This window comes from Embleya scabrispora (assembly GCF_002024165.1).
GTDB lineage: Bacteria > Actinomycetota > Actinomycetes > Streptomycetales > Streptomycetaceae > Embleya > Embleya scabrispora_A.
The window spans coordinates 4,996,435-5,021,208 of the sequence record NZ_MWQN01000001.1; the positions used below are offsets into that span (position 1 = coordinate 4,996,435).

19 protein-coding genes are annotated in these 24,774 nt (G+C 74.2%); 12 read left to right on the forward strand and 7 right to left on the reverse strand.

Annotated elements, in window-relative coordinates; all coding sequences use genetic code 11:
• Window positions 1-74: 74 nt before the first annotated feature.
• Window positions 75-1,166, reverse strand: a complete 1,092-nt coding sequence (locus tag B4N89_RS22170) for a polyprenyl synthetase family protein (protein WP_078977574.1) — start codon at window positions 1,164-1,166, stop codon at window positions 75-77.
• Between the two features lie 163 nt (window positions 1,167-1,329).
• Here B4N89_RS22170 and metF point away from each other — a divergent pair, with 163 nt between their 5' ends.
• Both metF and B4N89_RS22180 read left to right on the forward strand, forming a co-directional pair.
• On the forward strand, window positions 1,330-2,283 hold the full coding sequence (gene metF, locus B4N89_RS22175; protein WP_078977575.1) for a methylenetetrahydrofolate reductase [NAD(P)H]: 954 nt from the start codon (window positions 1,330-1,332) through the stop codon (window positions 2,281-2,283).
• 70 nt (window positions 2,284-2,353) lie between these two features.
• Window positions 2,354-2,647: a hypothetical protein gene (locus tag B4N89_RS22180; protein WP_078977576.1), complete on the forward strand. Its 294-nt coding sequence runs from the start codon at window positions 2,354-2,356 to the stop codon at window positions 2,645-2,647.
• Between the two features lie 82 nt (window positions 2,648-2,729).
• Here the strand turns inward: B4N89_RS22180 and B4N89_RS22185 are convergent, their stop codons facing one another.
• Together B4N89_RS22185 and B4N89_RS22190 are read right to left on the reverse strand one after the other, a co-directional pair.
• Entirely contained in the window at window positions 2,730-4,220 is a 1,491-nt protein-coding gene (locus tag B4N89_RS22185) for a phytoene desaturase family protein (RefSeq protein WP_161500785.1), read from the reverse strand.
• 564 nt (window positions 4,221-4,784) lie between these two features.
• The gene (locus tag B4N89_RS22190) at window positions 4,785-5,651 is read right to left on the reverse strand and encodes a 1-aminocyclopropane-1-carboxylate deaminase/D-cysteine desulfhydrase (protein WP_078977578.1); all 867 of its coding nucleotides are present in this window, start codon (window positions 5,649-5,651) and stop codon (window positions 4,785-4,787) included.
• Between the two features lie 341 nt (window positions 5,652-5,992).
• On the opposite strand from B4N89_RS22190, the gene B4N89_RS22195 reads away from it, so the two are divergent.
• The 6 genes from B4N89_RS22195 to B4N89_RS22220 all read left to right on the forward strand — a co-directional run bounded on the left by B4N89_RS22195 (window position 5,993) and on the right by B4N89_RS22220 (window position 13,137).
• Window positions 5,993-6,280 (forward strand): DUF6504 family protein, encoded by a 288-nt coding sequence (locus tag B4N89_RS22195; protein ID WP_078977579.1) that lies wholly within the window; start codon window positions 5,993-5,995, stop codon window positions 6,278-6,280.
• 12 nt (window positions 6,281-6,292) lie between these two features.
• The gene (locus B4N89_RS22200) at window positions 6,293-6,808 is read left to right on the forward strand and encodes an SAV_6107 family HEPN domain-containing protein (RefSeq protein WP_414646384.1); all 516 of its coding nucleotides are present in this window, start codon (window positions 6,293-6,295) and stop codon (window positions 6,806-6,808) included.
• Between the two features lie 77 nt (window positions 6,809-6,885).
• Window positions 6,886-10,365: a DNA polymerase III subunit alpha gene (locus tag B4N89_RS22205; RefSeq protein WP_078977581.1), complete on the forward strand. Its 3,480-nt coding sequence runs from the start codon at window positions 6,886-6,888 to the stop codon at window positions 10,363-10,365.
• Between the two features lie 52 nt (window positions 10,366-10,417).
• On the forward strand, window positions 10,418-11,176 hold the full coding sequence (locus tag B4N89_RS22210) for a methyltransferase domain-containing protein (RefSeq protein WP_078979535.1): 759 nt from the start codon (window positions 10,418-10,420) through the stop codon (window positions 11,174-11,176).
• Between the two features lie 66 nt (window positions 11,177-11,242).
• Window positions 11,243-12,454 (forward strand): DNA polymerase IV, encoded by a 1,212-nt coding sequence (gene dinB / locus B4N89_RS22215; protein WP_078977582.1) that lies wholly within the window; start codon window positions 11,243-11,245, stop codon window positions 12,452-12,454.
• A gap of 290 nt (window positions 12,455-12,744) precedes the next feature.
• A complete protein-coding gene (locus B4N89_RS22220) occupies window positions 12,745-13,137 on the forward strand; it encodes a DUF3040 domain-containing protein (protein ID WP_078977583.1) in 393 nt (130 codons plus the stop codon).
• Between the two features lie 225 nt (window positions 13,138-13,362).
• Here the strand turns inward: B4N89_RS22220 and B4N89_RS22225 are convergent, their stop codons facing one another.
• Genes B4N89_RS22225 through B4N89_RS22240 form a run of 4 tightly spaced genes read right to left on the reverse strand, consistent with a single transcriptional unit; the run spans window position 13,363 to window position 18,410 of the window.
• Complete coding sequence (locus tag B4N89_RS22225) at window positions 13,363-15,204, reverse strand: transglutaminaseTgpA domain-containing protein (protein ID WP_078977584.1); 1,842 nt, start codon at window positions 15,202-15,204, stop codon at window positions 13,363-13,365.
• Window positions 15,120-15,815, reverse strand: a complete 696-nt coding sequence (locus B4N89_RS22230) for a DUF3488 domain-containing protein (RefSeq protein ID WP_078977585.1) — start codon at window positions 15,813-15,815, stop codon at window positions 15,120-15,122. The genes B4N89_RS22225 and B4N89_RS22230 overlap by 85 nt, the downstream gene beginning before the upstream one ends.
• The gene (locus B4N89_RS22235) at window positions 15,812-17,221 is read right to left on the reverse strand and encodes a DUF58 domain-containing protein (RefSeq protein WP_078977586.1); all 1,410 of its coding nucleotides are present in this window, start codon (window positions 17,219-17,221) and stop codon (window positions 15,812-15,814) included. The genes B4N89_RS22230 and B4N89_RS22235 overlap by 4 nt, the downstream gene beginning before the upstream one ends.
• Before the next feature lies 1 nt (window position 17,222).
• Window positions 17,223-18,410 (reverse strand): AAA family ATPase, encoded by a 1,188-nt coding sequence (locus tag B4N89_RS22240; protein ID WP_078977587.1) that lies wholly within the window; start codon window positions 18,408-18,410, stop codon window positions 17,223-17,225.
• An 824-nt stretch (window positions 18,411-19,234) separates the two neighbouring features.
• Here B4N89_RS22240 and mraZ point away from each other — a divergent pair.
• From mraZ to B4N89_RS22265, 4 genes are all read left to right on the forward strand, one after another.
• Window positions 19,235-19,675, forward strand: a complete 441-nt coding sequence (mraZ, locus tag B4N89_RS22250; protein WP_078977589.1) for a division/cell wall cluster transcriptional repressor MraZ — start codon at window positions 19,235-19,237, stop codon at window positions 19,673-19,675.
• 282 nt (window positions 19,676-19,957) lie between these two features.
• Window positions 19,958-20,911 (forward strand): 16S rRNA (cytosine(1402)-N(4))-methyltransferase RsmH, encoded by a 954-nt coding sequence (rsmH, locus tag B4N89_RS22255; protein ID WP_078977590.1) that lies wholly within the window; start codon window positions 19,958-19,960, stop codon window positions 20,909-20,911.
• Window positions 20,912-20,936: 25 nt separating this feature from the next.
• Window positions 20,937-21,521: a hypothetical protein gene (locus B4N89_RS22260; protein ID WP_078977591.1), complete on the forward strand. Its 585-nt coding sequence runs from the start codon at window positions 20,937-20,939 to the stop codon at window positions 21,519-21,521.
• Window positions 21,522-22,988: 1,467 nt separating this feature from the next.
• A complete protein-coding gene (locus B4N89_RS22265) occupies window positions 22,989-24,752 on the forward strand; it encodes a peptidoglycan D,D-transpeptidase FtsI family protein (RefSeq protein ID WP_078977592.1) in 1,764 nt (587 codons plus the stop codon).
• The last annotated feature ends 22 nt before the right edge of the window (window positions 24,753-24,774 follow it).

The following is a 24,774-nucleotide window of genomic DNA, read 5'->3' on the forward strand; positions in this document are numbered from 1 at the left end:
GGGTCGCCGAACCCGAACACCACCGGCCCGCCGTCCTCGGCACGCCGTTCGCGCTCGGTGCGAACCTCCCGGCCCTAGACGCTGCGCACCGTGGCGGCGTCGACCAACTCGCGCAGGACTTCGCGCGCGTCCTCGGCGATCGGCGCGCCGGCCAGGGCGGTCAGGGCCCGCTCGGTCAGGTCGCCGATCATCGTCTCGACGTCGGCGAGCGCCCCGGTGTCCTCGATCACCGCGCGCAACTCCTTGACCCCGGTGTCGCTCAGCGCCGGATCGCCGACCAGCGCGGTGAGCACCTCGTTCTGGGCGGCGTCGGCCCGCTCGCCGGCCAGCGCGAGCAGCACGGTCCGCTTGCCCTCGCGCAGGTCGTCCCCGGCGGGCTTGCCGGTTCGCTCGGGGTCGCCGAAGACGCCGAGCACGTCGTCGCGCAGTTGGAAGGCCTCACCGAGGGGCAGCCCGTAGGCGGAGTAGGCGGCGAAGGCGGCCGGGTCGGCGCCGGCCAGGGCGGCCCCCACGTGCAGGGGGCGCTCGATCGTGTACTTGGCGGACTTGAACCGCATCACCCGTCGTGACCGCTCGACCGAGCCGCCGCCCATCGCCTGCTCCAGCACGTCGAGATACTGGCCCGCCATCACCTCGGTGCGCATCACGTCGAACAGCGGCTTGGCCGCGCGCAGCGCCCGGTCGTCCACCCCGCTCGCGCCGAACATCTCGTCGCACCAGGACAGACACAGGTCGCCGAGCAGAATCGCCGCCGCGGAGCCGAACGACTCGCCCGAGCCGACCCAGCCGCTCTCCCCGTGCAGCCCCTCGAACCGGCGGTGCACGGCCGGCTTGCCGCGCCGGGTGTCGCTGCTGTCCATCAGGTCGTCGTGGATCAGCGCGCTGGCCTGGAGCAACTCCAGCGCGGTGGCCGCCCGCACGATGGCCTCGTCCGCCTGCCCCGGACCGGCGATCCCGCGCCACCCCCAATAGCAAAAGCCCGGGCGCAGCCGCTTGCCGCCGTCGAGCACGAAGTCGTTCAGCGCCGCGGTGACCGGGACCATGCCCTCGCCCACATCGGCGAGCACGCGCGCCTGCCGGTCCATGAACTCGCCCAGCGCGGCATTGATCCGCTGCCGGAGGCCGTCCCGGTCCAGGGGGTGTACGGGGAAGGATTCGGCAGCCATGGAGTCTTCCGTCGAAGGCGGGAAACGAACAGGAAATACGGGGCAGCCTAACTTGCGCCGGGTGCGAGTCCCCTGGTCGCCCGCCGCGAAGCCGGGGTCGCGCGCTCGTCTCGCGGAGTGGAAGGCCTACCTCACCGCGCGGAACGCCCGATAACCTGCGTGCATGTCTCTCGGTGCGGCAGCCACCCGAATCAGTCGAACTCCGGCCATTCGCGATCTCCTCGCGGACGGCACCCGGTCCTTCTCCTTCGAGTTCATGCCCCCACGCACGGAGGCGGGCACCCGCACCCTGTGGGAGGCCATCCGCCGCGTCGAGGCACTGGCGCCGACCTTCGTCTCGGTCACCTACGGCGCGGGCGGCTCCAGCCGGGGTCTGACCGTCGACACGACCGAGCGGATCGCCACCGAGACCACGCTCACCCCCGTGGGGCACCTCACCGCGGTCGGCCACTCGCGCGCCGAGCTGCGCAACATCATCGGGCAGTACGCCAACGCGGGCGTGCGCAACGTGCTCGCGCTGCGCGGCGACCCGCCGGGCGACCCGAAGGGCGAGTGGATCGCCCACCCCGACGGCTTCACCTACGCCGTCGAGCTGGTCGAGCTGCTGCGCGCGTCCGGCGACTTCTGCGTGGGCATCGCCGCGTTCCCGGAGATGCACCCGCGCTCGAGCAACTGGGACGAGGACATCCGGCACTTCGTGGCCAAGTGCCGCGCGGGCGCCGACTACGCGATCACCCAGATGTTCTTCGACGTCGAGGACTACCTGCGCCTGCGCGACCGGGTCGCGGCGGCCGGCTGCGACATCCCGATCATCCCCGAGGTGATGCCGGTGACCAGCCCGACCACGCTGGTGCGGGCCGACGAGCTGAGCGGCTGCTCGGTGCCGGCCGACCTGTCGGCGGCGGTGGCGGCGGTCGGCGACGACCGGGCGGCGGTGCGCGCGATCGGGGTGGAGTACGCCACCCGGATGTCCGAGCGGCTGCTCGCCGAGGGCGCGCCGGGCCTGCACTTCATCACCTTGAACCGGTCGACCGCGACCACCGAGATCTACCAGAACCTCGGGCTGGACGGGGACGCCGGCGCGGCGCGGGGGGCCGGCTCGACCGAAATCGGCTGACGTGCTTTCCTCCCGACGACCGGTTCACCCTCTAGGGTGAGGCCACGAACCGGTAACGGAGGGATCGACCGTGCAGTTCGGCCTGGTGATGCTCTACATCCTGTTCGTGCCGATCGGTCTGTGGCTGCTGACCGAGGTGTTGTGGCAGCACGGCGCCCCCTTCCGCTACCGCGTGCTGGCCTTCGTCGGCTTCGTCGGCGTGGCCGCCGGTGTGGGCATCAAGAACCCGGTGGTGGTCGGCATCGGCGCGTTCTGCTTCGCGGTCGGCCAGTTCCTGACCACCCGCTATGTGCGCAAGGCGTACCACCACGGCTGGACGGTCAGCGGTCGCCGCCCGAAGGGCCGCCGCGCCAAGGCCCGCTAAACCCGGCCCGGTCGAAATCCCCGACCGGAATTCTCGGCCCCCGCGGACGCCTCGGCCCCGGCCGGACACCGCGAGCCACCCCCTACGCGCGCCCGATCAGCTCCGCCACCAGTGCCGCCGACATGCCGACCCGGGGCAGCCCGCCGCCCGGATGGGCACTCGCGCCGACCGAGAACAGACCCGGTACGGCCGACCGGTTCGGCACCCGGCGCGGCGCGTTGCGCGGACCGTCGGCGCCCGCGCCCGGCGCCGCGCCGCCCGGGGCACCGGTGGCCGCCGCCACGTCGGCCGGGGTGCGCAACTCGGACCACAGGACCCGGTCGCGCACGTCGAGGCCGCGCCGGGCCAGCAGGTCGAGCAGGGTCGCGGGGTAGGTGTCCCGGACGGCGGCCGAGGCCCAGTCCACGACGCCGTGCGGCGGCACGCGCAGCTGTACCGTCCACGCGCTGTGCCCCTCGGGGGCCAGTGTCGGGTCGTCGGGGGCGAGCACGCACAACGTCGGATCGCTCGGCGGCGCGGGGCGTCGGGCGAACAGCGCGTCCGGCTCCCGGCCCGGATCGTCCGCGAACAGATAGGTGCGGTGCGGCATTTCCGGGGTGTGCCCGCGCAGCGCGAGATGCAGTTCGAGCGTCGCGGAGGCGGCCGGCACCCGCCGCGCCCCGGCGGCTCCCGGGCCGGACACCAGCCCCGCCGCGTGCGGGTCGGTGGGCAGGTCGGTGATCACGATGTCGGCGGCCAGGCGCCCGCCGTCGGCCAGGCGCACCCCGCCGACCCGGTCGCCCTCGCGTTCGATCGCGACGACCTCGGTGTCGGTGCGCACCTTCACCTTCCGCTGCAGGCAGCGCGCGTGCAGCGCCTCGGTCATCCGGTGCAGGCCGCCGCGCACCCACCACACCCCGAAGGTCTCCTCCAGGTAGGGCAGCGTGGCCAGCGTCGCGGGCGCCTTGCCCGGATGGCAGCCCGCCTCGGCGGCGAAGCGCTCCAGGTGGGCGCGCAGCCGGGGATCGCTCAGCGTGGCCCGGCCGAGCGAGCGCAACGACCGCCACGGGGCGGTGACGCGCAGGTCGGCCCGCCCGCTCCCGGCACTGCGCAGCCGCTCGGCCCGCCGGGCCGGGTCGGCCAGGAGCGGTGCCTCGATGAAGCTCTTCCGGGTGACCCCCCACATCTCGCCGGCCCGGTGCAGCAGCCGCTGCCAGTCGTCGCCCGCGCCCGGCCCGAAGCCCGCCTCGAACGCGTCGTGGGTCCCGGACCGGGAGGCGTTGGGGAGGTCGACGACGGTACGCGCCCCGGTCGCGGCGGCGAACGACTCGCGGGTGGGGGAGGCGAGCGGGACCAGGTCCACCACGTCCTCGATCGCCGCGCCGGTCTTGAGGAACAGGTCGCGGTAGACGGCCGGCAGCGTGAGCAGCCCGGGGCCGGTGGTGAAGGTGAAGCCGTCGCGGACGATCGACCCGGAGGCGCCGCCGGTCGAGGACGACCGTTCGCAGATCGTCACCTCGTGTCGAAGCGTGGCCAGCCGAGCGGCCACCGCCAATCCACCGATACCTGCGCCGACGATCACAATGCGAGCCACGTCGGTAGAGCGTATATGCGGAAGCGGGGGACCAGGCCCGCCCCCCGGGCCTGGTCCCCCGCTCCGTCCCGCGACCGCTCCCCACGGTCTACGGGCCCACCCCCCAGCGGGTCACGATTGGTAAGACTCGCGACCCCCGTCCAGGGTTGTACGCGCGGGGAAGATTTCTTTCCACGAATCCGCGGCGCCCCGAAAACCACGATCGACGGGGACAAGGGTCCCGGTACTCGGTGCGTTTCTGAGTATCCGTACGGATGTCGCGCCCCCGGGCCGACCGCCAGAGTTGTCGGCACGGGGAGAGCCCAGGGGGAGCCTCGGGGGAGCGCCGTTCGAGGGGGACGGCGGAGGCGAGCGACGACATCGGGACCGGCGACACGGGGCGACGGAACGGATGGACGGGGACGACGGCCGCGGGGGGCGGCGGGTCGTTCGGAGCGGTGGTCCGGTCGTGGGGACGGCGGACCACCGCTTTTCGCGGTGCGCGGCCCGGGTCGCACGCGCCGACCGGCCCCGGTTCGCGCGCGGTGCGCGGCCGGTCGGCTTCGAGCGCGGCGGGCGACCGGGTCAGCCGGTGACCACCGCGACCAGCCGGGTGCCCGGGGCGAACGCGCCGCGCTCGGCGAGGGCGAACAGCCCGAACAACATCTTGCCCACGTAGACCGGCTCGGGCGCGAAGCCGTGTCGGGTCGCGAAGTCGGCGAGGAAGGCGTCCAGTTCCGGGCCGCGCCGGGCGTAGCCGCCGTGGTGGAAGTCGTTCTCCACGTGCCAGTTGTCGGTCGGGGCGCCGTAGGTGCGGCGCTGGAGGTCGGCCACCTCGTCGGCGAGGAAGCCGCCCCTGAGCACCGCGAAGCCGATCGCGCGCCGCCCGGCGGGCAGTCCCGCCGCGATCCCGGCCAGCGTGCCGCCGGTGCCCACCGCGACGCAGACCGTGTCGACGTCGTCGCCGAGTTCGGCGGGCAACTCCGCGCACCCGCGCACGGCGGCCTCGTTGCTGCCGCCCTCGGGCAGTACGTACGCCGGCCCGTGTGCGGCGAGCAGTCGCTCCAGCACCTGTGGCGTGTGCTTGGCCCGGTAGGTGGCGCGGTCCACGAACACCAGCCGCATGCCGCGTTCGGCCGCGAAGGCGAGCGACGGGTTGAGCGGGCGGTCGGCGAGCTCCTCGCCGCGCACCACGCCGACGGTGGCCAGGCCGAGCGCGCGGCCGGCGGCGGCGGTGGCCCGCAGGTGGTTCGAGTAGGCGCCGCCGAAGGTCAGCAGGGTGTGCTCGCCCCGCTCGCGGGCCGCCGCCAGGTTGTACTTCAGCTTGCGCCACTTGTTGCCCGGCACCTCGGGATGGATCAGGTCGTCGCGCTTGAGGCGCAGGCGCAGGCCGAGAGCGGTCAGGCGGGGATCGGACAGCTCGCACAGCGGCGAGGGCAGACGTGGTCGCACCCGGGCAGGGTCGCACGTCGGCCGGTTCGGCGCCGTCGGTGGTGGAGCCGGTCGGCGGCGTCGGTGGTGGGCCGGCTGTCGGAGTGGCCTGTCACGGTGGACGGGACGGGAGCGGTTCGACGCGAACGTGCTCGAACATCGATCGAACACGCCGGTTCGCCCGGTACTGCGGCAATGACGTTGACGTGGGTGGGGGAGAGAGCTTTACTGGCAAACGGGATCGAACTTTTGTTCGAGAAAGAAGTTCGATTCGAACGGCACGGGGCAAACGGATGGGCAGCCGGGGTCGCGGTGCGTGGGGAAGCGCATCGCGGCCCGGGCTTCGGCAGAGGAGGAGCCGTATGACGCGTCTGCACACCGATCCGGTGGAGGTGCTGCGCAATGGTGGGGACCCCGCGCGGTTCCTGTGGCACGACCGGCTCTACGTGGTCCGGGAAGTGCTCGGCCACTGGGTCGAGACCGGCGAGTGGTGGCAGCACGCGCGTTCGCGGGCCGCCGTCGTGACGACGGGGGAGCGCGAGGTGTGGCGTGTGGAGGCCGGAGCCGGTCGCAGCGCGCCACTGGGCGTCTACGACCTCAGCCTGGACGCCGGCGCCGGTACCTGGACGCTGGCTCGGACCGCCGATTGAGGAGGTGACTCCGTGAGCGCAAGCGCGAGCGCGAGTGTGCGCACGAGTGTGAACCAGTCCGCCCACATCCCCGAGCCGCCGCCGATCCGACGAGCGCCGGTGCGCTGGTCGTCCGCCCCGCGCGGCGCGCTCGACCTGCTGGCCCAGGCCCGGCGCGGGCTCACGGAGGCCGCCGTCAACCCCGACGCGGCGGAGCGCTACGCCACCGCCCACCTGGCCGCGCTGCGGGTGGCCGCGGCCGTGCTCGCCGCCCGCGCACAGGCCGACGAGCAGCGCCCGGGCCGGCGCCGGCGGGCCCCGCGCAGCGCGTGGGAACTGCTGCCGAAGGTGGCGCCAGAGCTGGTCGAGTGGGCCGCCTTCTTCGCGTCCGGCGCCCGCAAGCGCGCCGCCGCCGAGGCGGGCCTGCCCGGCGCGGTCACCGGCCGCGAGGCCGACGACCTGATCCGCGACGTCGAGACCTTCTTCCGCCTGGTGGTGCGCCTGCTCGCACTGCCCCCGATCCCGGCCTCGCCCCCTCCCGTCGACTGAACTGCACGCCTTTCTCGAACGCCCCTTTCTCCAACGCCCCGCCCTCGAACGCCCCCACCCAAGAACCGGCACCACCCATGAACCGACCGAATCGATCGAACCGCCCCTTCGCCCACCTGCACGTCGCGTCGGGGCATTCGATGCGCTACGGCGTCTCGCACCCGCGCATCCTGATCGAGCGAGCGGTCGAACACGGCCTGGACACCCTCGCGCTGACCGACCGGGACGGGGTGTACGGCGCGGTCGCCTTCGCGCGCGGCTGCCTCGCGGCGGGCATCCGGCCGATCCTGGGCGCCGACCTCGCGGTGCTGCCCGCCGAGCCGGATCCCGTCGCGCCGGGCCGGATCCGGCGCACCCCCGCGCGCGGCGGCGCGTTCACCGACGCCGGGCACCCCCGGGTCACCGTGCTCGCCCGGGGCAAGGCCGGTTGGGCCGCGCTGTGCCGGCTGATCAGCGACGCGCACCGGCGCGACCGGGCCAACCCGGTGACCACCTGGGAGGCGCTGGCCGCGACCGACGGCGCCGTGGTGGTACTGGCCGGACCCGACTCCGAGGTCGGCCGGGCGCTCGCCGCCGACCGGCCCGCGCTCGCCGAACGACTGCTCGCCCGGGCCCGCGCCGTCATGCCCGACGATGCCCTGTACCTCGAACTGGTGTGCCACCTCGCGCCACCGGGCCGAGCCGGATCCGCCGTCCACGCGGCCCGGATGCTCACCCTCGCCGACACCCACCGCGTGCCCGCCGTACTCACCAACGCGGTGCGCTACGCCGACCGCGAGGACGCGGTGGTCGCCGACGTGCTCGACTCGGCCCGCCGACTGGTCCCGCTCGGCCCGCACCACCTGGCCCGCACCGGCTCCGAGGCATACCTCAAGCCCACCCTCGACATGGTCGCCGTCGCCGCCGAGATCACCTGCCTGGCCGGCCGGGGCACCGCCGCCGCGCTGCTCGGCGCCGGCCGCGCGCTGGCCGACGAACTGGTCCTGGACCCGGTCCGGGACCTGGGCCTGGGCAGCGTGTTCTACCCCGAGCCGGAGGTGCTGGGCGTGCCCGCGAGCCGGGCCGGCGCCGAACTGCGCGCGCGGTGCGAGGCGGGCCTGGGGCTGCGCGGCATCGCCCCCACCACCGAGGCGCTGGGTCGCCTCGACGACGAACTGGCGCTGATCGGCCGACTCGGCCTGCCGTCCTACTTCCTGACCGTGGCCGGCGTGGTCGACCTGATCCGGGACATGGGCGTGCGCTGCGCTGCCCGCGGCTCCGGCGCGGGCAGCCTGGTCAACCACCTGCTCGGCATCTCCGGCGTCGATCCGCTCCGATACGGCCTGCTGATGGAGCGTTTCGTCTCGGACCGGCGCACCGCGCTGCCCGACATCGACGTCGACGTCGAATCCGCCCGCCGTACCGACGTCTACCGGCGGATCATGGAGGTCTTCGGCCCGGAGCGCTGCGCCTGCGTGTCGATGGCCGAGACCTACCGCGCCCGGCACGCCATCCGCGACGTCGGCGCGGCCCTGGGCCTGGCCGCCGGCGAGATCGACGAACTGGCCAAGGCGTTCCCGCACATCCGCGCCCGCGACCTCGGTCCGGCCCTGCGCGACCTGCCCGAACTGCGCAACCACCGGCTCGCCCGGGACGGCGGCTTCGACGGCCTGTTCGCGCTCGCCGCCCGACTCGACGGCCTGCCCCGACACCTCGCCCTGCACCCGTGCGGCGTACTGCTGTCCAATCCCACGCTCCTCGACCGCACCCCCGTGGAGACCTCCGCGCAGGGCTTCCCGATGAGCCAGTTCGACAAGGAGGACGTCGAACACCTGGGACTGCTCAAGCTCGACGTGCTCGGGGTGCGGATGCAGTCCGCGATGGCGCACGCGGTGGCCGAGATCGAACGGGTCGACGGCGCCGCCCCCGACCTGGACACGATCGCGCACGACGACCGGGCCACGTTCGACCTGATCCGCTCCACGCGCACCCTCGGCTGCTTCCAGATCGAATCGCCCGGACAGCGCGAGTTGATCGGCAAGTTCGCCCCGGAGACGTTCGAGGACATCATCGTGGACATCTCGCTGTTCCGGCCCGGCCCGGTCAAGAGCGACATGGTCACCCCGTTCCTGGCCGCCCGCCAGGGCTGGACCGAGCCCTACTACATCCACGAAAGCCTCCGCGAGGCGCTGGCCGAGACCTGCGGTGTGGTGGTCTTCCACGAACAGGTGATCCGGATCATCCACATCGCCACCGGATGCGACCTCGCCCGCGCCGACGTGGCCCGCCGCGCGCTGGGCAGCCACGAGCGAAAACCCGCCGTCCGGGACTGGCTGTACGAACTCGCCGCGCACCGCGGCTACAGCCGGCCGGTGATCGACAAGATCTGGGACGTCCTGGAGGCCTTCGCCTCGTTCGGCTTCTGCAAGGCGCACGCCGCCGCCTTCGCGCTGCCCACCTACCAGTCCGCCTGGCTCAAGGCGCACCACACCGCCGCGTTCCTGGCCGGCGTGCTCACCCACGACCCCGGGATGTACCCCAAACGGTTGATCCTGGACGACGCGCGCCAGTTCGGCGTGCCGATCCTGGGCGTCGACGTCAACCGCTCCGACGACGTCTACCGGGTCGAACCCCTCGCCGAGGGACCACCCGGCATCCGGATCCCGCTGGCCGAGATCAAGGGCATCGGCGCCGACGAGGTCGCCCACGTGCTGGCCCACCGCCCGTACACCTCCCTCGTCGACTTCCGGGCCCGCAGCGGCGCGTCCCGCCCGACCACCGAACGGCTGATCACCATCGGCGCGTTCGACGCCGTGCACCCGGCCCCGACCACCCGCCGCGACCTGCTCCTGCAACTCGCCGACCTGAACCGCCTCGGCCGAGCCGGCCGGGCCCGGGGCGGCCGACACCAGGAGGGCGCCGAACTCGACCTGGGCCTGGCCCCCGACATCCCGCCGGCCACCGGCCTGCCCGAGTTCACCGACGTGGAACGGGTGCGAGCCGAACTCGACGTGCTCGGCCTGGACGCCGGCCGCCACGTGCTCGACTTCCACGCGCCGTTCCTGGCCGACCTGGGCGTCACCCGCGCCCGCGACCTGCTGAACCGGCGCAATCGCGCCGAACTGCTGGTCGCCGGGGTCAAGGTGGCCACCCAGACCCCGCCGATCCGATCCGGCCGCCGGGTGATCTTCCTGACCCTGGACGACGCCACCGGACCGGTCGACACCACCTTCTTCGAGGACGCCCAGGACCCGTACGCGGCCACGCTGTTCCACTCCTGGCTGCTGGTGGTGCGCGGGGTGCTGCGCCGCACCGGACCGCGCGGCGTGTCGCTGCGGGCCACCGGCTGCTGGGAGTTGGGCGCGCTGCACGACGCCTGGAGCATCGGCGGCGTCCCGGCGGTGCACGAGCTGATGGCCCAGGCGCGGCCGGCGCCCGCCGCGCCCGCCGAGCGCCGGGTCCTGGTGCACGCCAGCGGCTTCAAGGTCTCCCCGTACGCCGACCTGCGTCCCGCCGGCACCGCGGCCAAGCAGGCCCCGCGCAAGCTGTGGCACGCCAGCCCCGGGAGCGCGGGATGACCTCCGTACACGCTCTAAGGTGGAACCCGACCGGTTCCGGAGGAGGGTGTTCGTGTCCGACCAGACGCGCAGGCGCAGCTCGATGCGCACCGCCGTCGTGTGGCAGGTGCTGCGCGAGGCGTTGGACCGACGGGCCGAGGCGGCCGGGCGGGACGTCCTCGACGTGCTCGACACCGGCGGCGGCACCGGCAACCTCGCGGTGCCCATCGCCCGACTCGGACACCGGGTCACCGTTGTCGACCCCAGCCCCGACGCGCTCGCCGCGCTGGAGCGCCGGGCCGCCGAGGCCGGGGTCACCGACCTGGTCCGCGCCCTCCAGGGCGACACCCACGACCTGTTCGACGTGGTCGAGCCGGACGCCGCCGACGTGGTGTTGTGCCACGGCGTCCTCGAGGTCGTGGACGACCCCGCGGCCGACCTCGGCCGGATCGTCCGCGCGCTGCGCGCCGGCGGCACGCTCAGCCTGCTCGCGGCCAACCGCACCGGCGCGGTCCTGGCCCGCGCCCTCGCCGGGCACTTCGACCAGGCCCGCGACCTGCTCGTCGACCCCGAGGGCCGCTACGGCCCGGCCGACCCGCTGCCGCGCCGGTTCACCGTCGCCGACCTCACCGCGCTGGTCGCCAAGGCCGGTTTGGCGGCGGGCCCGGTGCACGCGATCCGGGTCTTCGCCGACCTGGTCCCGGGCGTCCTGGTCGACGACCCGGGCTCGTTCGACGCCCTCCTCGACCTCGAACGCGCCGCGGCCGAACAGCCCGAGTACCGCGCCCTGGCCACCCAACTGCACCTGCTCGCGGGCAAGCCGGCGGCTTAGCTCCGCCTTCGGCCCGGGGCCCGCTTCCTCCCACCTCGGCCGCGACGCCCGGACGGGCGGTGCCGGATGAGCACCGCCCGGTCCGCACCGCCGCAGGCGATCATGCACGTCGACATGGACGCCTTCTACGCGTCCGTCGAGATCCGCCGCGACCCGACGCTGCGCGACACCCCCCTGGTGGTGGCCGGCCAGGGCCCGCGCGGGGTGGTGCTCTCCGCCACCTACGACGTGCGCGCGCTGGGCGTGCACGCCGGCCAGGCCACCTCCCGGGCCCGCCGGCTCGCCCCGCACGCGCTCTTCCTCTCACCGGAGTACGACGACTACGCCCGCGTCTCCGGCGGCGTCATGGAGGTGCTGCGCTCGATCACCCCGCGCGTGGAGCCGCTGTCCCTGGACGAGGCGTTCCTCGACCTCGCGGGCGTCACCCGCCGTCTGGGCCCGCCGGAGACGGTGGGCGAGTCGATCCGCGCCCGGATCTTCGACGAGCAGGGCATCACCTGCTCGGTCGGCATCGCGGACACCAAGTTCACCGCCAAACTGGCCGGCGCCCTGGCCAAACCCGACGGGCTCAGCGTGATCCGCCCCGAGCAGGTGGTGGACTTCCTGCACCCGCTTCCGGTGGACCGCCTGTGGGGCGTCGGCGAGCGCACCGGCGCGTTGTTGACCGATCTGGGCCTGACCACCATCGGTGATGTCGCCCACACCTCGGTCGAGACGCTGAGCCGCGCGCTCGGCGCCGCCGCCGGGCGCGGGCTGTACGAACTCGCCTGGGGACGGGACCGCCGGCCGGTGATCCCCTGGGAACCCGAACGCAGTATCGGCGCCGAGGAGACCTTCCCCACCGACGTGGACGACCCGGTGGCGATCCGCCGCACCCTGCTCGCCCTCGCGCACCGCACCGCGACCCGGCTGCGCCGGGCGAAGACGGCCGGGCGGACCGTCACGATCAAGATCCGGTTCGCCGACTTCAGCACCATCACCCGCAGCAAAACCCTGCGCGAGGCCACCGACGTGGGCCACGAGATCTACCACGTGGCCTGCCTGCTGCACGGCGCGCTGGGCCTGGAACGGGCCCGGCTGCGCCTGGTCGGGATCCGGGTGGAGGGCCTGGTCGGCGGCGCCTGCCCGCGCCAACTGGTGCTCGGCGAACGGGATACGGGCCGGCGCGAGGTGGAGCGCGCGGCCGACGCGGTGCGCGGCCGATTCGGCGATTCGGCGCTCACCGCCGCCACCCTGCTCGGTCGCGGGCCCCGTGCCCGAGGCCCGCGAGGGCGCTGAACCGCCGCCCGCCGCCGGCCCCGGGCCCCCGCGCGCCGCCGCCGCGGACCCGCCCGGCCCCGTCCCTCAGCGCGAACCCGCCCGGGCCGCATATCATCGAAGCCCTGACCGGGGGACATGAGCGTGCGTCGGGCAGGGCACAACTGTGGGAAGGGGCGGGAATCGATGTGGTGAACCCTCACGCGGTGCCGGGTGTCGAGCCCGTGCCGAGGGTGGCTTTCACGACAGCGATTACCTGCCTATCCTGAAAGGGCCGCAAGGTCGCGTCGCGGCCGACGAAGGAGGACGCCGTGCCGCTCTCAGAGCACGAGCAGCGCATGCTTGAGCAGATGGAGCGAGCGCTCTACGCCGAAGATCCCAAATTCGCGACAGCGCTCGAAGCAGCCGGCATGCGCCGGCATACCCGGCGACGCACCGTTCAGGCGATCCTCGGATTCCTGCTCGGCATCGTCCTGTTGATGACCGGCATGATGGTCCAACAGATCTGGGTCAGTGTCATCGGCTTTCTGGCGATGCTCGGTGGGGCGCTCCTCGCGGTCACCGGATGGCGCCGGGGGCCGGCGACGCCCGACGCGGGCGAAGGCGGCGGCGCGGGCCGCGGTCGCGCGCCGCGCCGGCGCAAGGCCAAAGTGATGAACCGCATCGAGGACCGCTGGCGTCGTCGACGCGAGGAGAACGGCTGACGTTCGGCGCGTACCGCACCGCGTCGACGACGCGACCGGGCAGGCCCGGTCGCCACGGGTGAGTCCCGGGCGCGACGTCGAGACGGGGCGGCATACGAGACGACAACGCCGGTGGCGGTGACCTCCGAGGGAATCGGAGGCCACCGCCACCGGCGTTTTGTCGTCGTGCCCGGTGCCCGGTGTCCGCTGCCCCGGGTCGGGCGGGCGGCCGGGGCCGCCCGCCGCTCAGCCGAGGTCGGCCGGCTTCGGCGTGCCGCCCGGGCCCTCGCCCCGGCGACGCCGCGGCAGCCGGGGCCGGAACCGCTCGGCGAGCGCGTACCGGCGCTCGGCCCGGCTCGGCCCGCCCCGACGGCGCAACGACGGCGGGAGCAGGCTCGCCCGCAACCGTCGACCGCGTCCGGCCCGGGCCAGCAGACCCCGGCGCACCGCCCGCACGTCCTCGCCGAGGCCCGGCTCGCGGACCGGCGGGGTGGCCGCGTACAACAGCCGCTCGGTGGCGAGCGCGATCCGGGGCAGCGCCTCGCGGGCGGCGAGCACGGCCGATCCCGCCGCGAGTCGCCCGGTGTCGTCGGCTTCCCCCGCACCGTCGGCGGCGGGGGCGTCGACCGCCAGCACGGCGAGCAGCCGTTCGGCGGCCTGGCGCGGAGTCTCCGCCTCCGGTGCCGGGTGGCCCAGGTCGCGGGCGGTGTCCAGCACCTCGGCCCAGCCGCCGAGCACCGGCCCGGCGCGGTCGTCGGCATCGACGTCGGCCGCCACGTCCCGGGTGAGCGCCGCGAACCGGCGTCGCCGGACCCGGGCGCGGACCAGCATCGGCGCCACCACGAGCAGCACCACCAGCAACACGGCCCCGCCGATCAGCAGCACCCGGCCGGACAGCCGCGGCCCGTCCGAGGAGGCGCCGACGGCGGCCGGCGCGCTGGTCGTGGCGGTCGACGGCCCGGCGCTCGGCACCGTCTGCGGCTGCTTGGAGGGCAGGTCGCCCGCACTGCCCGGAGTGGCCGACGGTGCGACCGGTGCCACGTCCTGCTGGGCGTAGGACGGCGAGTTGCCCCGGGAGGGGGTCGGCTCGAACCGGATCCAGCCCGCGCCGGAGAAGTACAGCTCCGGCCACGCGTGCGCGTCGTGGCTGCTGACCTTGTAGCTCATGTCGGCCTGCTGCGTGCCGGGGATGAAGCCGACCGCGATCCGTGCCGGGATGCCCAGGGTGCGGGCCATCACCGCCATCGCGGAGGAGAACTGTTCGCAGTAGCCGACCTTCTGCTCCAGGAAGTTCTCCAGCGCCGAGGCGCCGTTGCCCGGCGGGACCTTGGTGTCGTAGCGGAACTGGTTGGAGCGGGCGAACCACTCCTCCAGGTTGCGGGCCCGGTCGTAGGAGGTGCCGTTGCCGCCGATCCGCAACGCCTGCTGGCGGATCCGGTTCACCATGTCGGAGGGCAGGTTCAGCGCCACGTAGGGCGCGAGCGCGGGCGGCGGCGGGCCGGCGGCCTTGAGCTGGGCGGGGGTCGGTTCGACGTCGAGGCTGGTCACCGTCCAGCCGAGGCCGCGCAGACCCTGCTTGTTGTCGGCCAGCAGCAGGCGGCCCTCGGGCTCGTAGCGCCAACTGCCCTTCACCTGGACCTGCGTCGCCGGGTAGGGCATCGGCAGCGAACCCTGGTCGTAGTCCCGGTCGGACTCGACCCGGGTGACCACCTCGGAGGTGCGCACCCCCTGGTCCAGGCCCGGCGGCTTGGGGAAGTCCTTGGGCACGTCGATCAGTTGCCGCTCCGACGGCTGCCAGGAGCGGCCGTCGAACCGGTCGAGGGAGGAGATCCGCAGATAGATCGAGCCGGGCGTGGCGGAGTTGGTGCGGTAGCGCATCAACTCCCGGTTCTCCGCCCGGTTCAGCTCGTCGGAGAGCTTGACCACGGGGTTGATCGTGGTCAGCCGATGCGACTGGGGCCCGTTGTCGTTCTTGTCCAGGAGCCGGTTCGCGCTCAGCGGGATCAGCGCGGGCACCGCCACGGCCACCGCCAGGGCGGCCACGCCGATCCGGCCGCCGCCGCGGGCGGGCGGGCGGTACTGGCGCATCGGCGGATGGCCGGGGGGATCGGCGGGGCCAGGGGCCGGCCCCAGCGCAGCAGCCGCTCGCGGCCCTCCGCGAGCAGCAGCAGGACGTAGGCCAGCGCCGCGATCAGGAAGACCGCCCAGCCGAGGCCGGACTGGGACAGCGCGGCGGGCACGCTGTAGAGCGCGAGCAGAGGCAGGCCCGCCGGCGCGGCCTGGGCGTAGGTCACCGCGATCATGTCCACGATCACGGCCACGCCGCCCATCACCGTGAGCAGGATCGCGACGATCCCGGGCGTGGCGGGCGCGGGCGTGCTGAACTCGCGGATGTCCTGCCCGCCGGCACGCATCAACTCCACGAACGCGTCGACGCTGCTCGGGGTCGGGATCGGGCCGCTGGCGTCGGGGACGCAGACCAGAAGCAGGTAGGGCACCAGGGCGGCGACCTGGGTCAATCCCACGATCGGGCGCGGCACCCGGATCCGCCGGGCTCCCTCGCCGACCAGGGCGACCAGCAGGATCGCGCCCAGTCCCTGGGCGATCCAGCCGCCCGCGTCGACCAGCGGGAGCAGTGCGGACGAGGTCAGCGCGGTCGCGAGGGCCGCGACCAGGGCCAGACGCAGTCGGCCGGTCATGGCCGTTCCCCTCCGTCGACGGTGGAGCCCCCGATCGTGGGCGCCGCGCGCGGGCGCGGCGGCGGGCCCGGGGCGGCGGGCGTGGGTACGGGCGCGGGGGACGCGGGGGCGGCGGCGCGCGCGGTGCCGGCATAGGACATCGAGCCGGCGGCGGCCGGGTCGCCCACCCGGCCGGCCGAGCGCCACAGTTCGGACAGCCGGGAGCCGGCCCGGGCGGAGAGCACCCGCCAGCCGGCCTGGCGGAGCAGGCCCACCGCGCTGTCGTGCGGCAGCGCGCCGGGTACCCGGCCCCACGTGTTCACGTCCAGGACGATCGCGACTCCGCGCCCGGACCGGTGTCGGGCCCGGCCGAGCCGCTTGACGTCGTCCTCGGTCAGCGCGCCGAGCACGGCGACGGTCAGGCCGCCGCCCGCCGGGTCGCGCAGGGCGGGCTCGGCCTGGTCCAGGGCGCTCACCGGCACCGTCTCCACCACCGCGAGCGCGTCCAGCAGGAAACCCTCCAGGTCGCCGGGCGCGGCCCGGATGCCCTCCAGGTCCCCGGCGAGCGCGTCGCCCTCGGCGTCGAGCAGGCGGGTGGTGTAGCCGCGCCGGCACAGGTGTACGCCCACGGAAGCGGCGGCCGAGACCACCCATTCGAAGGACGAGGCCGGTCCGTCGCCCACGTGCGCGCCGGCACGGGTGTCGATCAGTACGGTGGCCCGGTTCTGCCAGGCCTGTTCCTCGCGGCGCACCATCAGTTCGCCGCGGCGGGCGGTGGAGCGCCAGTGCACCCGGCGCACGTCGTCGCCGTGCCGGTACTCGCGCGGGACCACGTCCTCCTCGCCGGACGCGGACACGTTGCGGGCGTGGCTGTCGCCGTAGCCGGTCCACTCGCCGCCCAGGTCCACCGCAGGCAGCGGCTGCACGGCCGGGGTGACCACGAGGGTGTCCCGGGCGGCGAAGGAACGGGTCAACTCGCACATCCCGAACGGATCGGCCATCCGCAACCGCAGCGGGCCCACCAAAAAACGCCCGCGCAGATCCGAGCGCACCCGATAGGACACGTGCCGGTTGCCGTGCGGCTCGATCCGGTCCAGCACGAAGCGGGGCCGCGAGCCGAGGACGTAGGGCACGTGGTCCTCGAGCATCAGCAGACCGGTGGGGATGCGCGAGACGTTGTCCACGCGCAGCCGCACCTGGGACTCGTGGCCGACCGCCACCCGGGGCGGCTCCAGCCCCCGGGCGCTGGTGACCAGGTGCCGGGTGCGGGCGACGATCAGGACCGCCACCAGCGGCAGCGCGGTGAGCAGGAAGCCGACCCGCAGCAGGTCGCGTTGACCCAGGACCACCGCGCAGATGCTCGCGGCGATCCCCGCCGCGAGGAAGGAGCGCCCCCGGGTGGTCAGGCCGGACAGTGCGGTACGCACGTCAGCGCGCCGCCCCGGAACCCGTGCCGCCGAGGCGGCCGTCGGACGGTACCGGCGCGTAGCCCTCGTGCGCGGTCGGCGCCTGCGTCGGGTACGGCCGGCCGCCGTTGTGGTGCGGGACGCCGCCCGGGTAGGGCTGGTGGGCGGGCGGCACCGGCGGGGCGGGCACGATCTGCGGCGCGCCGACCGCCCGGCCCTGGCCCGCGTGCGGGGCCTGGCCGGCGGGGGCGCCGGGGACCGGGACCTGGCGCACGATGTCGGCGACGATCTGCTCCGGGGTGCGCCGGGCCATCTGCGCGTCGGCGGTGGGCAGCAGGCGGTGGGCCAGCACCGAGACGGCCAGGGTCTGCAGATCGTCCGGCAGGACGTAGTCGCGGTTGTCCAGGGCGGCCGCCGCCCGGGACGCGCGGACCAGGTGCAGGGTGGCGCGCGGCGAGGCGCCCAGGCGCAGTTCGGGCGAGCGGCGGGTGGCGTTGACCAGGTCGACCGCGTAGCGCGCGACGGCCGGGGACACGTGCACCCGGCGTACGGCGTCGGCGAGGCGGACCAGGTCCCGTGCGTCGGCGACCGGGGTCAGGTCGGTCAGCGGGGAGCCCGCGCTGTGGCCGCCGATCATCCGCAACTCGGCGTCGATCGCCGGGTATCCCATCGAGACGCGGGCCATGAACCGGTCCCGCTGCGCCTCGGGCAGAGGATACGTTCCCTCCATCTCCACCGGGTTCTGCGTCGCGATCACCATGAACGGCGCGCTCAACTCGTAGGTGGTGCCGTCGACGGTGACCTGGCGCTCGGCCATGCACTCCAGGAGCGCGGACTGGGTCTTCGGCGAGGCCCGGTTGATCTCGTCGCCGACCACGATGTTGGCGAAGATGGCGCCCGGCTTGAACTCGAACTCGCGCTTCTCCTGGTCGAAGACGCTGACGCCGGTGATGTCCGAGGGCAGCAGGTCCGGGGTGAACTGGACCCGACGCATGTCGCAATCGACGGATCGCGCGAGGGCCTTCGCCAGCATCGTCTTGCCGACTCCCGGAACGTCCTCGACGAGGAGGTGGCCCTCGGCCAGCAGCACCGTCAAGGCGAGGCGGACGACCTCGGGCTTGCCCTCGATCACGGTCTCCATGGCCCCGCGGATCCGATCGGTGGTGACCGTCAGATCCCCCAGACCGGCCTGATCGTTGAACGTCGACACCCGTGCCCCTCCCTGGAACCGCGTTGTGCACGCCCTGGGTCAGGGCCACAGGCCGATTCTCCCGGTAGCGTGCGCTGCCGTCACCCCGTTGGACGGCCCGGACAACGCGCATTGCGACTCCGGACGGTAGCCGACGCGGCGTGGAGGGCGATCCGGTCGGCACGAAAGGCTTCGGCCGAGACGGGTCGATTCCCTCGATGGTGCCGCGCCGATCCGGAATTCGGGTCGGCGGGAGAGGCGACGGAGCCTATGACTGCTCGGGACGTCTTCCGGTTGCACGTCGGAGAGCGGGAAAACCTCGCGCGGCAGGCCGGTGGTGACGTCGTGGACGAAACCGCGCACTTCTCGCGGTGCGGCGGGAACGGGGAGCGGCGCACCCGGTTCATCGACCGGTGCACGTCGCCGTCGAGATCGACGAACGCCTCGACCGCACTGCTCCGCGTAGAGGCGGCTGGCTGCGACAAGACGATCGGCCATGGTCGGGACGTTGTCGATCGCGAGCCCGACGTGCCTCGTGGGGGAGCCGCACCGCCCGATATGCGGACGACCCGTGACATTCTCGCGCTATGAGCGCTAATCCCGGAATGGGAGATTCATACCGGGAGCCCAGAGGTGAAAAGGCTGAAACCCGCGCCCGGTGCGGGGGAGTGGCGTGCGGGGGGCGCGCAATCGGGTGGTTCTTCCGATGCACCCCCTCTGACCTGGGCTTTTATTCCCCTTGGGACCAGAGTGACGCGCCCGAAAAGGGTTGACCGTGGGGTTTGGTGGAGTAGAGTGGCGGGAAATGGAGCCCACAAGCTCCTGACGGCGGCCGGAGGTGCTCGATGTTCCTGGGCACATACGAGCCCCGATTGGACGACAAGGGCCGGCTGATCCTGCCGGCGCGGTTCCGGGACGAGCTGGCGGAGGGCCTTGTGATCACAAAGGGGCAGGAACGCTGCCTCTATGTGTGGCCCATCGCGGAGTTCACCCGGATCGCCGAGCAGTTGGGCCGAGCCCCGGTGACCTCGAAGGCGGCGCGCGACTACATGCGCGTGCTCTACGCCGGGGCCTCCGACGCGGTGCCGGACAAGCAGGGGCGGGTGCTGGTGCCGCAACCCCTGCGCGACTACGCGGGTCTGGACCGGGACAGTCGGGACTGCGTCGTCATCGGGACCAACACCCGGGTCGAGCTGTGGGCCGCCCAGACCTGGCACGACTACCTCGCGGAGCAGGAGCGGTCCTTCGCCGTGTTGTCCGAGGAGGTGCTGCCCGGCCTGATCTGAGCCGATCCGAGCGCGGCGATGCCCGCCGCGTCTTCTCGAGCTCCCCGAGTCGCATCCTCACAACGTGGTCTTGCCCGGCGCACCTGCGGCGAGGTCTCCACCCGCTCCGAGCTTTCTGGCACTCCTTCCCCGGTGCCAGAGGTCACTTCCCCAGACGAGCGGGCGGGGACCTGGCGGCACGGTTCGCGGCAGGTTCCGCGAGAAGGTTGTACCTCGGCCTCTAGACTGCGGGTTTCCGCACGACGAAGGGCCCGGAGTGAACGCGACGATGGTGGAGGGGCCGTGACGGCACCCGCCCACATTCCGGTCCTGCTGGAGCGGTGTGTCGACCTGTTGGCCCCCGCGTTGCGCGCACCCGGAGCGATCGTGGTGGACGCGACGCTCGGCATGGGCGGGCACAGCGAGGCCCTGCTCACCGCCTTCCCCGAGGTACGGCTGATCGGCCTCGACCGCGACCCCGAGGCGCTGGAGCGCTCCGCGGCCCGGCTCGCGGGTTTCGGCGAGCGGGCGACGCTGGTGCACGCGGTGTACGACGAACTGCCCGAGGTGCTGGACCGGCTCGGGATCGAGCGGATCGACGGCATCCTGTTCGACCTCGGCGTGTCCTCGCTGCAACTGGACCGGGCCGATCGCGGCTTCGCCTACGCGCAGGACGCGCCGCTCGACATGCGGATGGACCCGACCGTGGGCATCACCGCGGCCGACATCCTGAACGGCTACACCGCCGCTGAGTTGGCCCGGATCCTGCGCGACTTCGGCGAGGAGCGGTTCGCCCGCAGGGTGGCCGACGCGATCGTGCGCGAGCGGGAGAAGGAGCCGTTCACCACGAGCGCGCGGCTGGTCGACGTGGTGCGCACCGCGATCCCGGCCGCGACGCGGCGTACCGGCGGCAATCCCGCCAAGCGCACCTTCCAGGCCCTGCGGATCGAGGTCAATGGGGAACTCGCGGTGCTGGAGCGGGCGTTGCCGGCCGCCGTGCGGGCGCTCGCGCTGCACGGGCGGATCGTGGTGATGTCCTACCACTCGCTGGAGGACCGGATGACCAAGCGGGTGTTCGCGGCCGGCGCGCAGAGCAAGGCGCCGCCGGACCTGCCGGTGGTGCCGGAGGAGTTGCAACCGCGGTTCAAGCTGCTCACACGCGGTTCGGAGAAGGCGAGCGAGCGGGAGAACGAGGAGAACCCGCGCGCGGCATCGGTGCGGTTGCGGGCCGCGGAGCGGGTGCGGGAAGACCGGTGAATCGACGCGGCGGACGGGGGAGCCGATGAGCGGCGCGGCGAAGACGATGACTCGGATCCGCCTGGTCGCGCGCCGGGCGAAGGGGACGACGCGCACGCCGTTCGTGGTGCTCGTGGTCGGTCTGCTCGGCGGCGGTCTGTTGTCCCTGCTGCTGTTGAACACCGCGCTCAACCAGGGCTCCTTCGAGGTGGGCCGGTTGCAAAAGCGCCAGGACCAGCTCACCGACGACCGCGAGGCGTTGCAGCGGGAGCTGGACGCCAAGGCCGCGCCCGGCGAACTCGCCCGGCGGGCCCAGGAGCTGGGGCTGGTTCCGGGGGGCAGTCCGGTCTTCATCGACCCCGCGACCGGACGGGTGCTCGGGGTGCCCAAGGCCGCCACGTCCAAGCCGCCGTTGGTTCCGGAGGCCCCGGCGACGCCGGCCGGTGCCACGGCTTTGCCGCCCGCCGGTGGGGGACCGGGCGCGCCGGCGGCCCAGCCCGGGGGCGACCCGGCCGGGGTCGCGGCTCCGGCGACTCCGGCGACTCCGGCGGCGCCGGCGACCTTGGCCGCGCCCGGCGCCGAGACTCCGGCGGCACCCGCAGCGCCCGCCGCGCCGGAAGCGGCCCGTTGACGCCAGGCTCCGCCGATCGTGTCGCCCGCCCGGGCGCGCGGTCCACGGGCGGATCGGGGCCGCCGGGTGCCGCATGCCGCGAGAGGGCGGCGTGGTTCGACGTGTCGGGTTCGGGTGGCGGACGGGTCGATGTGGTCGGGTGGGGGTCGAGTGGAGGCTCGCCCGGCGCCGCGCGATCGTCCGCTCGTTGTACGGGTGTGCCGCCGGACGCGGTGCGCTGTCGCATTCGGCCTGGCGTCGCGTGCGACGTGTTGTCACATTCGGCCTGCCGCCACGTTCGGCTTGCCGCCACATTCGGCTTGAAGGGACCCCGCGTTGACCGACGGACGCCGTGACCCCCGTGATCCGCGCGATCCCGACGAGCCGCGTTCCGCCGGAAGGGGCCGCCGCGACGCCGGCGCCGACCCGGCCGGGTCCTCGGCGCGCCGACCCCGGCCGGCGGCCGACCGTACGGGTGCGCCGGACGCGCGGCGCCCTCGCGGTCAGGGCGACCCGGCCGCGCCGCGTGGTACGGGTGCGCGTGACGGGGAGCGGGCGGAACCGGGCGGCCGGGCCGGCCGACCCGGGCGACCGCGCCGGCCGCGCGACGAGTCCGATCCGCCCGCGCGGCGCGCCGGGCGACCCGCGAGCCCCGACGCGCCCCGCTCGGGCCGCCCGCGCGCCGGTGACGCCGGCTCCGGCGAGCGCCCGCCGCGCCCGGCCGCCGGCGGATCCGACGCGGGCGCGCGCCGTTCGCGCGCCGACGGCGCCGTGCTCGGTGAGCGCGCGCGGCGGTCGCGGGCCGAGGACGCGGCTGCCCGGGACGGCTCGGGGCGGTCGCGGGGCGATGGCGCATCGCCTCGGGCGGGCACCGGGCGGGCGCGGAGCGCGGACGGGGGCGCGCGTCGGCCGGCGGAGCGTGCTCGGGGCGAGGGCGGCGCTTTCCGGGGCGATTCGGGCCGGGGCGATGGCGCGTCTTCCCGGGCGGACTCCGGGCGTTCGCGGCGTGAGGACGGGTCCGCGCGTCGGGGTTCGGGGCGCGGCGACAACGCGGCCCCGCGGGCACGGACCGAGGGCGCCCCGTCGGGCCGGCCGCGCCTGGACGGTGCGTCTTCCCGGACCGACGGGCGGCCGCGGGGCGCCTCCCCCCGCGCCGGGTCCGGGGAGGACCGTGGGCGGCTTCGGGCGTCGCGGGCGCGGGAGCGTGGTGGGGCGGAGAGCGGGCCCGGTCCCGTACGGCGGGCCGGGGATGCCGCCACGCGAGACGAGCGTTCGGCCGCCCGACGACCCCGGCCGGTGGACGGCTCGGGTGAGCGGGCCCGGTCGGAGCGGTCGCGGCCGGTGCGCGCGACCTCCGGTGCGGGCGCCGGGCGACGGTTTCGGGAGGCTGCTCGGGCCGAGCGGGCCGGGGCTTCGGGGCGGGCGCGGCCGAGCGCCGCCCGGGCCGCCCGTCCGCCCGCCCCGCGCCGGCCCGTACGCCCCGCGCGGATGGGCGACCCGCGCAAGCGGCTGCGGATCGGGCTGATCGCGCTCGGCGTGGTGCTGACCCTGTTCGCCGGCCGGCTGCTCCAACTCCAGGCACTGGACGCGCCCGCGTACGCCGCGCAGGCCGCCGCCAAGCGCACCCAGACCGTCACCGTGCCCGCCGAGCGCGGCTCGCTCACCGACGCCTCCGGAGTGAGCCTGGCCAAGTCGGTGGACGCCTACGACGTCACCGCCGACCCCACCCAGGTGCAGAAGTACGACCCGCACGCCACCGCGCTGGCACTCGCCCCGCTCGTGGGCGGTGACCCGGTGGCCATCGAGGCCAAACTGCGCGTCCCCAAGTCCCGCTACGTCGTGCTCGCCCCGCAGGTGGATCCCGCCGTGTGGAACACCATCCGCCAGGCGCAGAAGGACCTCGGCAAGATGCACCGCGACGACCTGGTCGGCATCTACTCGACCAAGCACAGCAAGCGGATCTACCCGGCCGGCCCGGTCGGCGCGAACCTGGTCGGCTTCGTCAACGCCACCGGCCACGGCGGCGGCGGCCTGGAGATGACCCTCGACGGGCGACTCGCGGGCAAGGACGGCCGCACCACGCAGGAGATGGTCTACGGCCGCCGAGTGCCCACCTCCGACCTCACCGGCACCCGGGCCGTGGCCGGCTCCGACGTGCAACTGACCGTCTCGCGCGACCTCCAGTGGTACGCCGAGCAGTTGATCGGCGCGAAGGTCGCCGAGACCAAGTCGGAATCCGGCACCGTGGTGGTCCAGGACGTGCGCAGCGGCCAGATCCTGGCGATGGCCACCGCACCCGGCTACGACCCCAACCACATCGGCCCGAACGACGTGCACAACCTGGGCAACCGGGCGGTGGAGGAGGCGTACGAGCCGGGCAGCACCGGCAAGGTGATGACCATGGCCGCGGTGATCCAGGAGGGCCGGGCCACCCCGGGCACCCACGTGACCGTGCCCAACCGGCTCGCCCGCGCCGACCAACTGTTCAAGGACGAGCACGACCACCCGACCCAGCAGCTCACCCTGGCCGGCGTCCTGGCCAAGTCCAGCAACATCGGCACCATCCTGGCCTCCGAACAACTGGGGCCGGGCCGCCCCGAGGCCAACGCCAAGCTGCACGAGTACCTGACCCGGTTCGGCGTCGGACAACCGTCGGGGCTGAAGTTCCCGGGCGAGACGCCGGGCATCCTGGCCCCGCCGCAGAAGTGGAGCGGGTCACAGCAGTACACCATCCCGTTCGGCCAGGGACTGTCGGTCAACTCGGTCCAGGCCACCTCGGTGTTCCAGACCATCGCCAACGGCGGTGTGCGGATCGAGCCGAGCCTGGTCAAGGGCAGCACCGACGCGGACGGGAAGTTCAAGCCCGCCGCCGCGCCCAAGTCGACCGTCGTGGTCAGCCCCGAGACCGCCCGCCAGGTGAGCGACATGCTGGAGACCGTGGTCGCCGACGACGGCGGCACCGGCAAGAACGGTCGCATCCCCGGCTACCGCGTCGCGGGCAAGACCGGCACCGCCAACCGGTTCGACCCCAAGACCGGCCACTACAACGGCTACACCACGTCCTTCATCGGCTTCGCCCCGGCGGACAATCCGCAGGTCGTGGTGTCGGTGACGCTCCAGGCGCCGGGCATCGACGGCGGTGGCGGCAGCCTGTGCGCACCGGTGTTCCAGCAGGTGATGACGTTCGCCCTGCAGAGCCGTCGGATCCCCCCGAGCGGCACCGCGCCGCTCGATCTCCCGATCGAGTGGTGACCGGTGCCGGCACCAGGCGAGG

Coding starts and splice junctions, on each gene's coding strand:
- metF (WP_078977575.1), top strand. CDS start 1,330: ATGTCTCTCGGTGCGGCAGCCACCCGAATCAGTCGAACTCCGGCCATT.
- B4N89_RS22265 (WP_078977592.1), top strand. CDS start 22,989: ATGGGCGACCCGCGCAAGCGGCTGCGGATCGGGCTGATCGCGCTCGGC.
- mraZ (WP_078977589.1), top strand. CDS start 19,235: ATGTTCCTGGGCACATACGAGCCCCGATTGGACGACAAGGGCCGGCTG.
- B4N89_RS22225 (WP_078977584.1), bottom strand. CDS start 15,204: ATGCGCCAGTACCGCCCGCCCGCCCGCGGCGGCGGCCGGATCGGCGTG.
- dinB (WP_078977582.1), top strand. CDS start 11,243: ATGAGCACCGCCCGGTCCGCACCGCCGCAGGCGATCATGCACGTCGAC.
- B4N89_RS22205 (WP_078977581.1), top strand. CDS start 6,886: ATGAACCGACCGAATCGATCGAACCGCCCCTTCGCCCACCTGCACGTC.
- B4N89_RS22195 (WP_078977579.1), top strand. CDS start 5,993: ATGACGCGTCTGCACACCGATCCGGTGGAGGTGCTGCGCAATGGTGGG.
- B4N89_RS22260 (WP_078977591.1), top strand. CDS start 20,937: ATGAGCGGCGCGGCGAAGACGATGACTCGGATCCGCCTGGTCGCGCGC.
- B4N89_RS22230 (WP_078977585.1), bottom strand. CDS start 15,815: ATGACCGGCCGACTGCGTCTGGCCCTGGTCGCGGCCCTCGCGACCGCG.
- B4N89_RS22170 (WP_078977574.1), bottom strand. CDS start 1,166: ATGGCTGCCGAATCCTTCCCCGTACACCCCCTGGACCGGGACGGCCTC.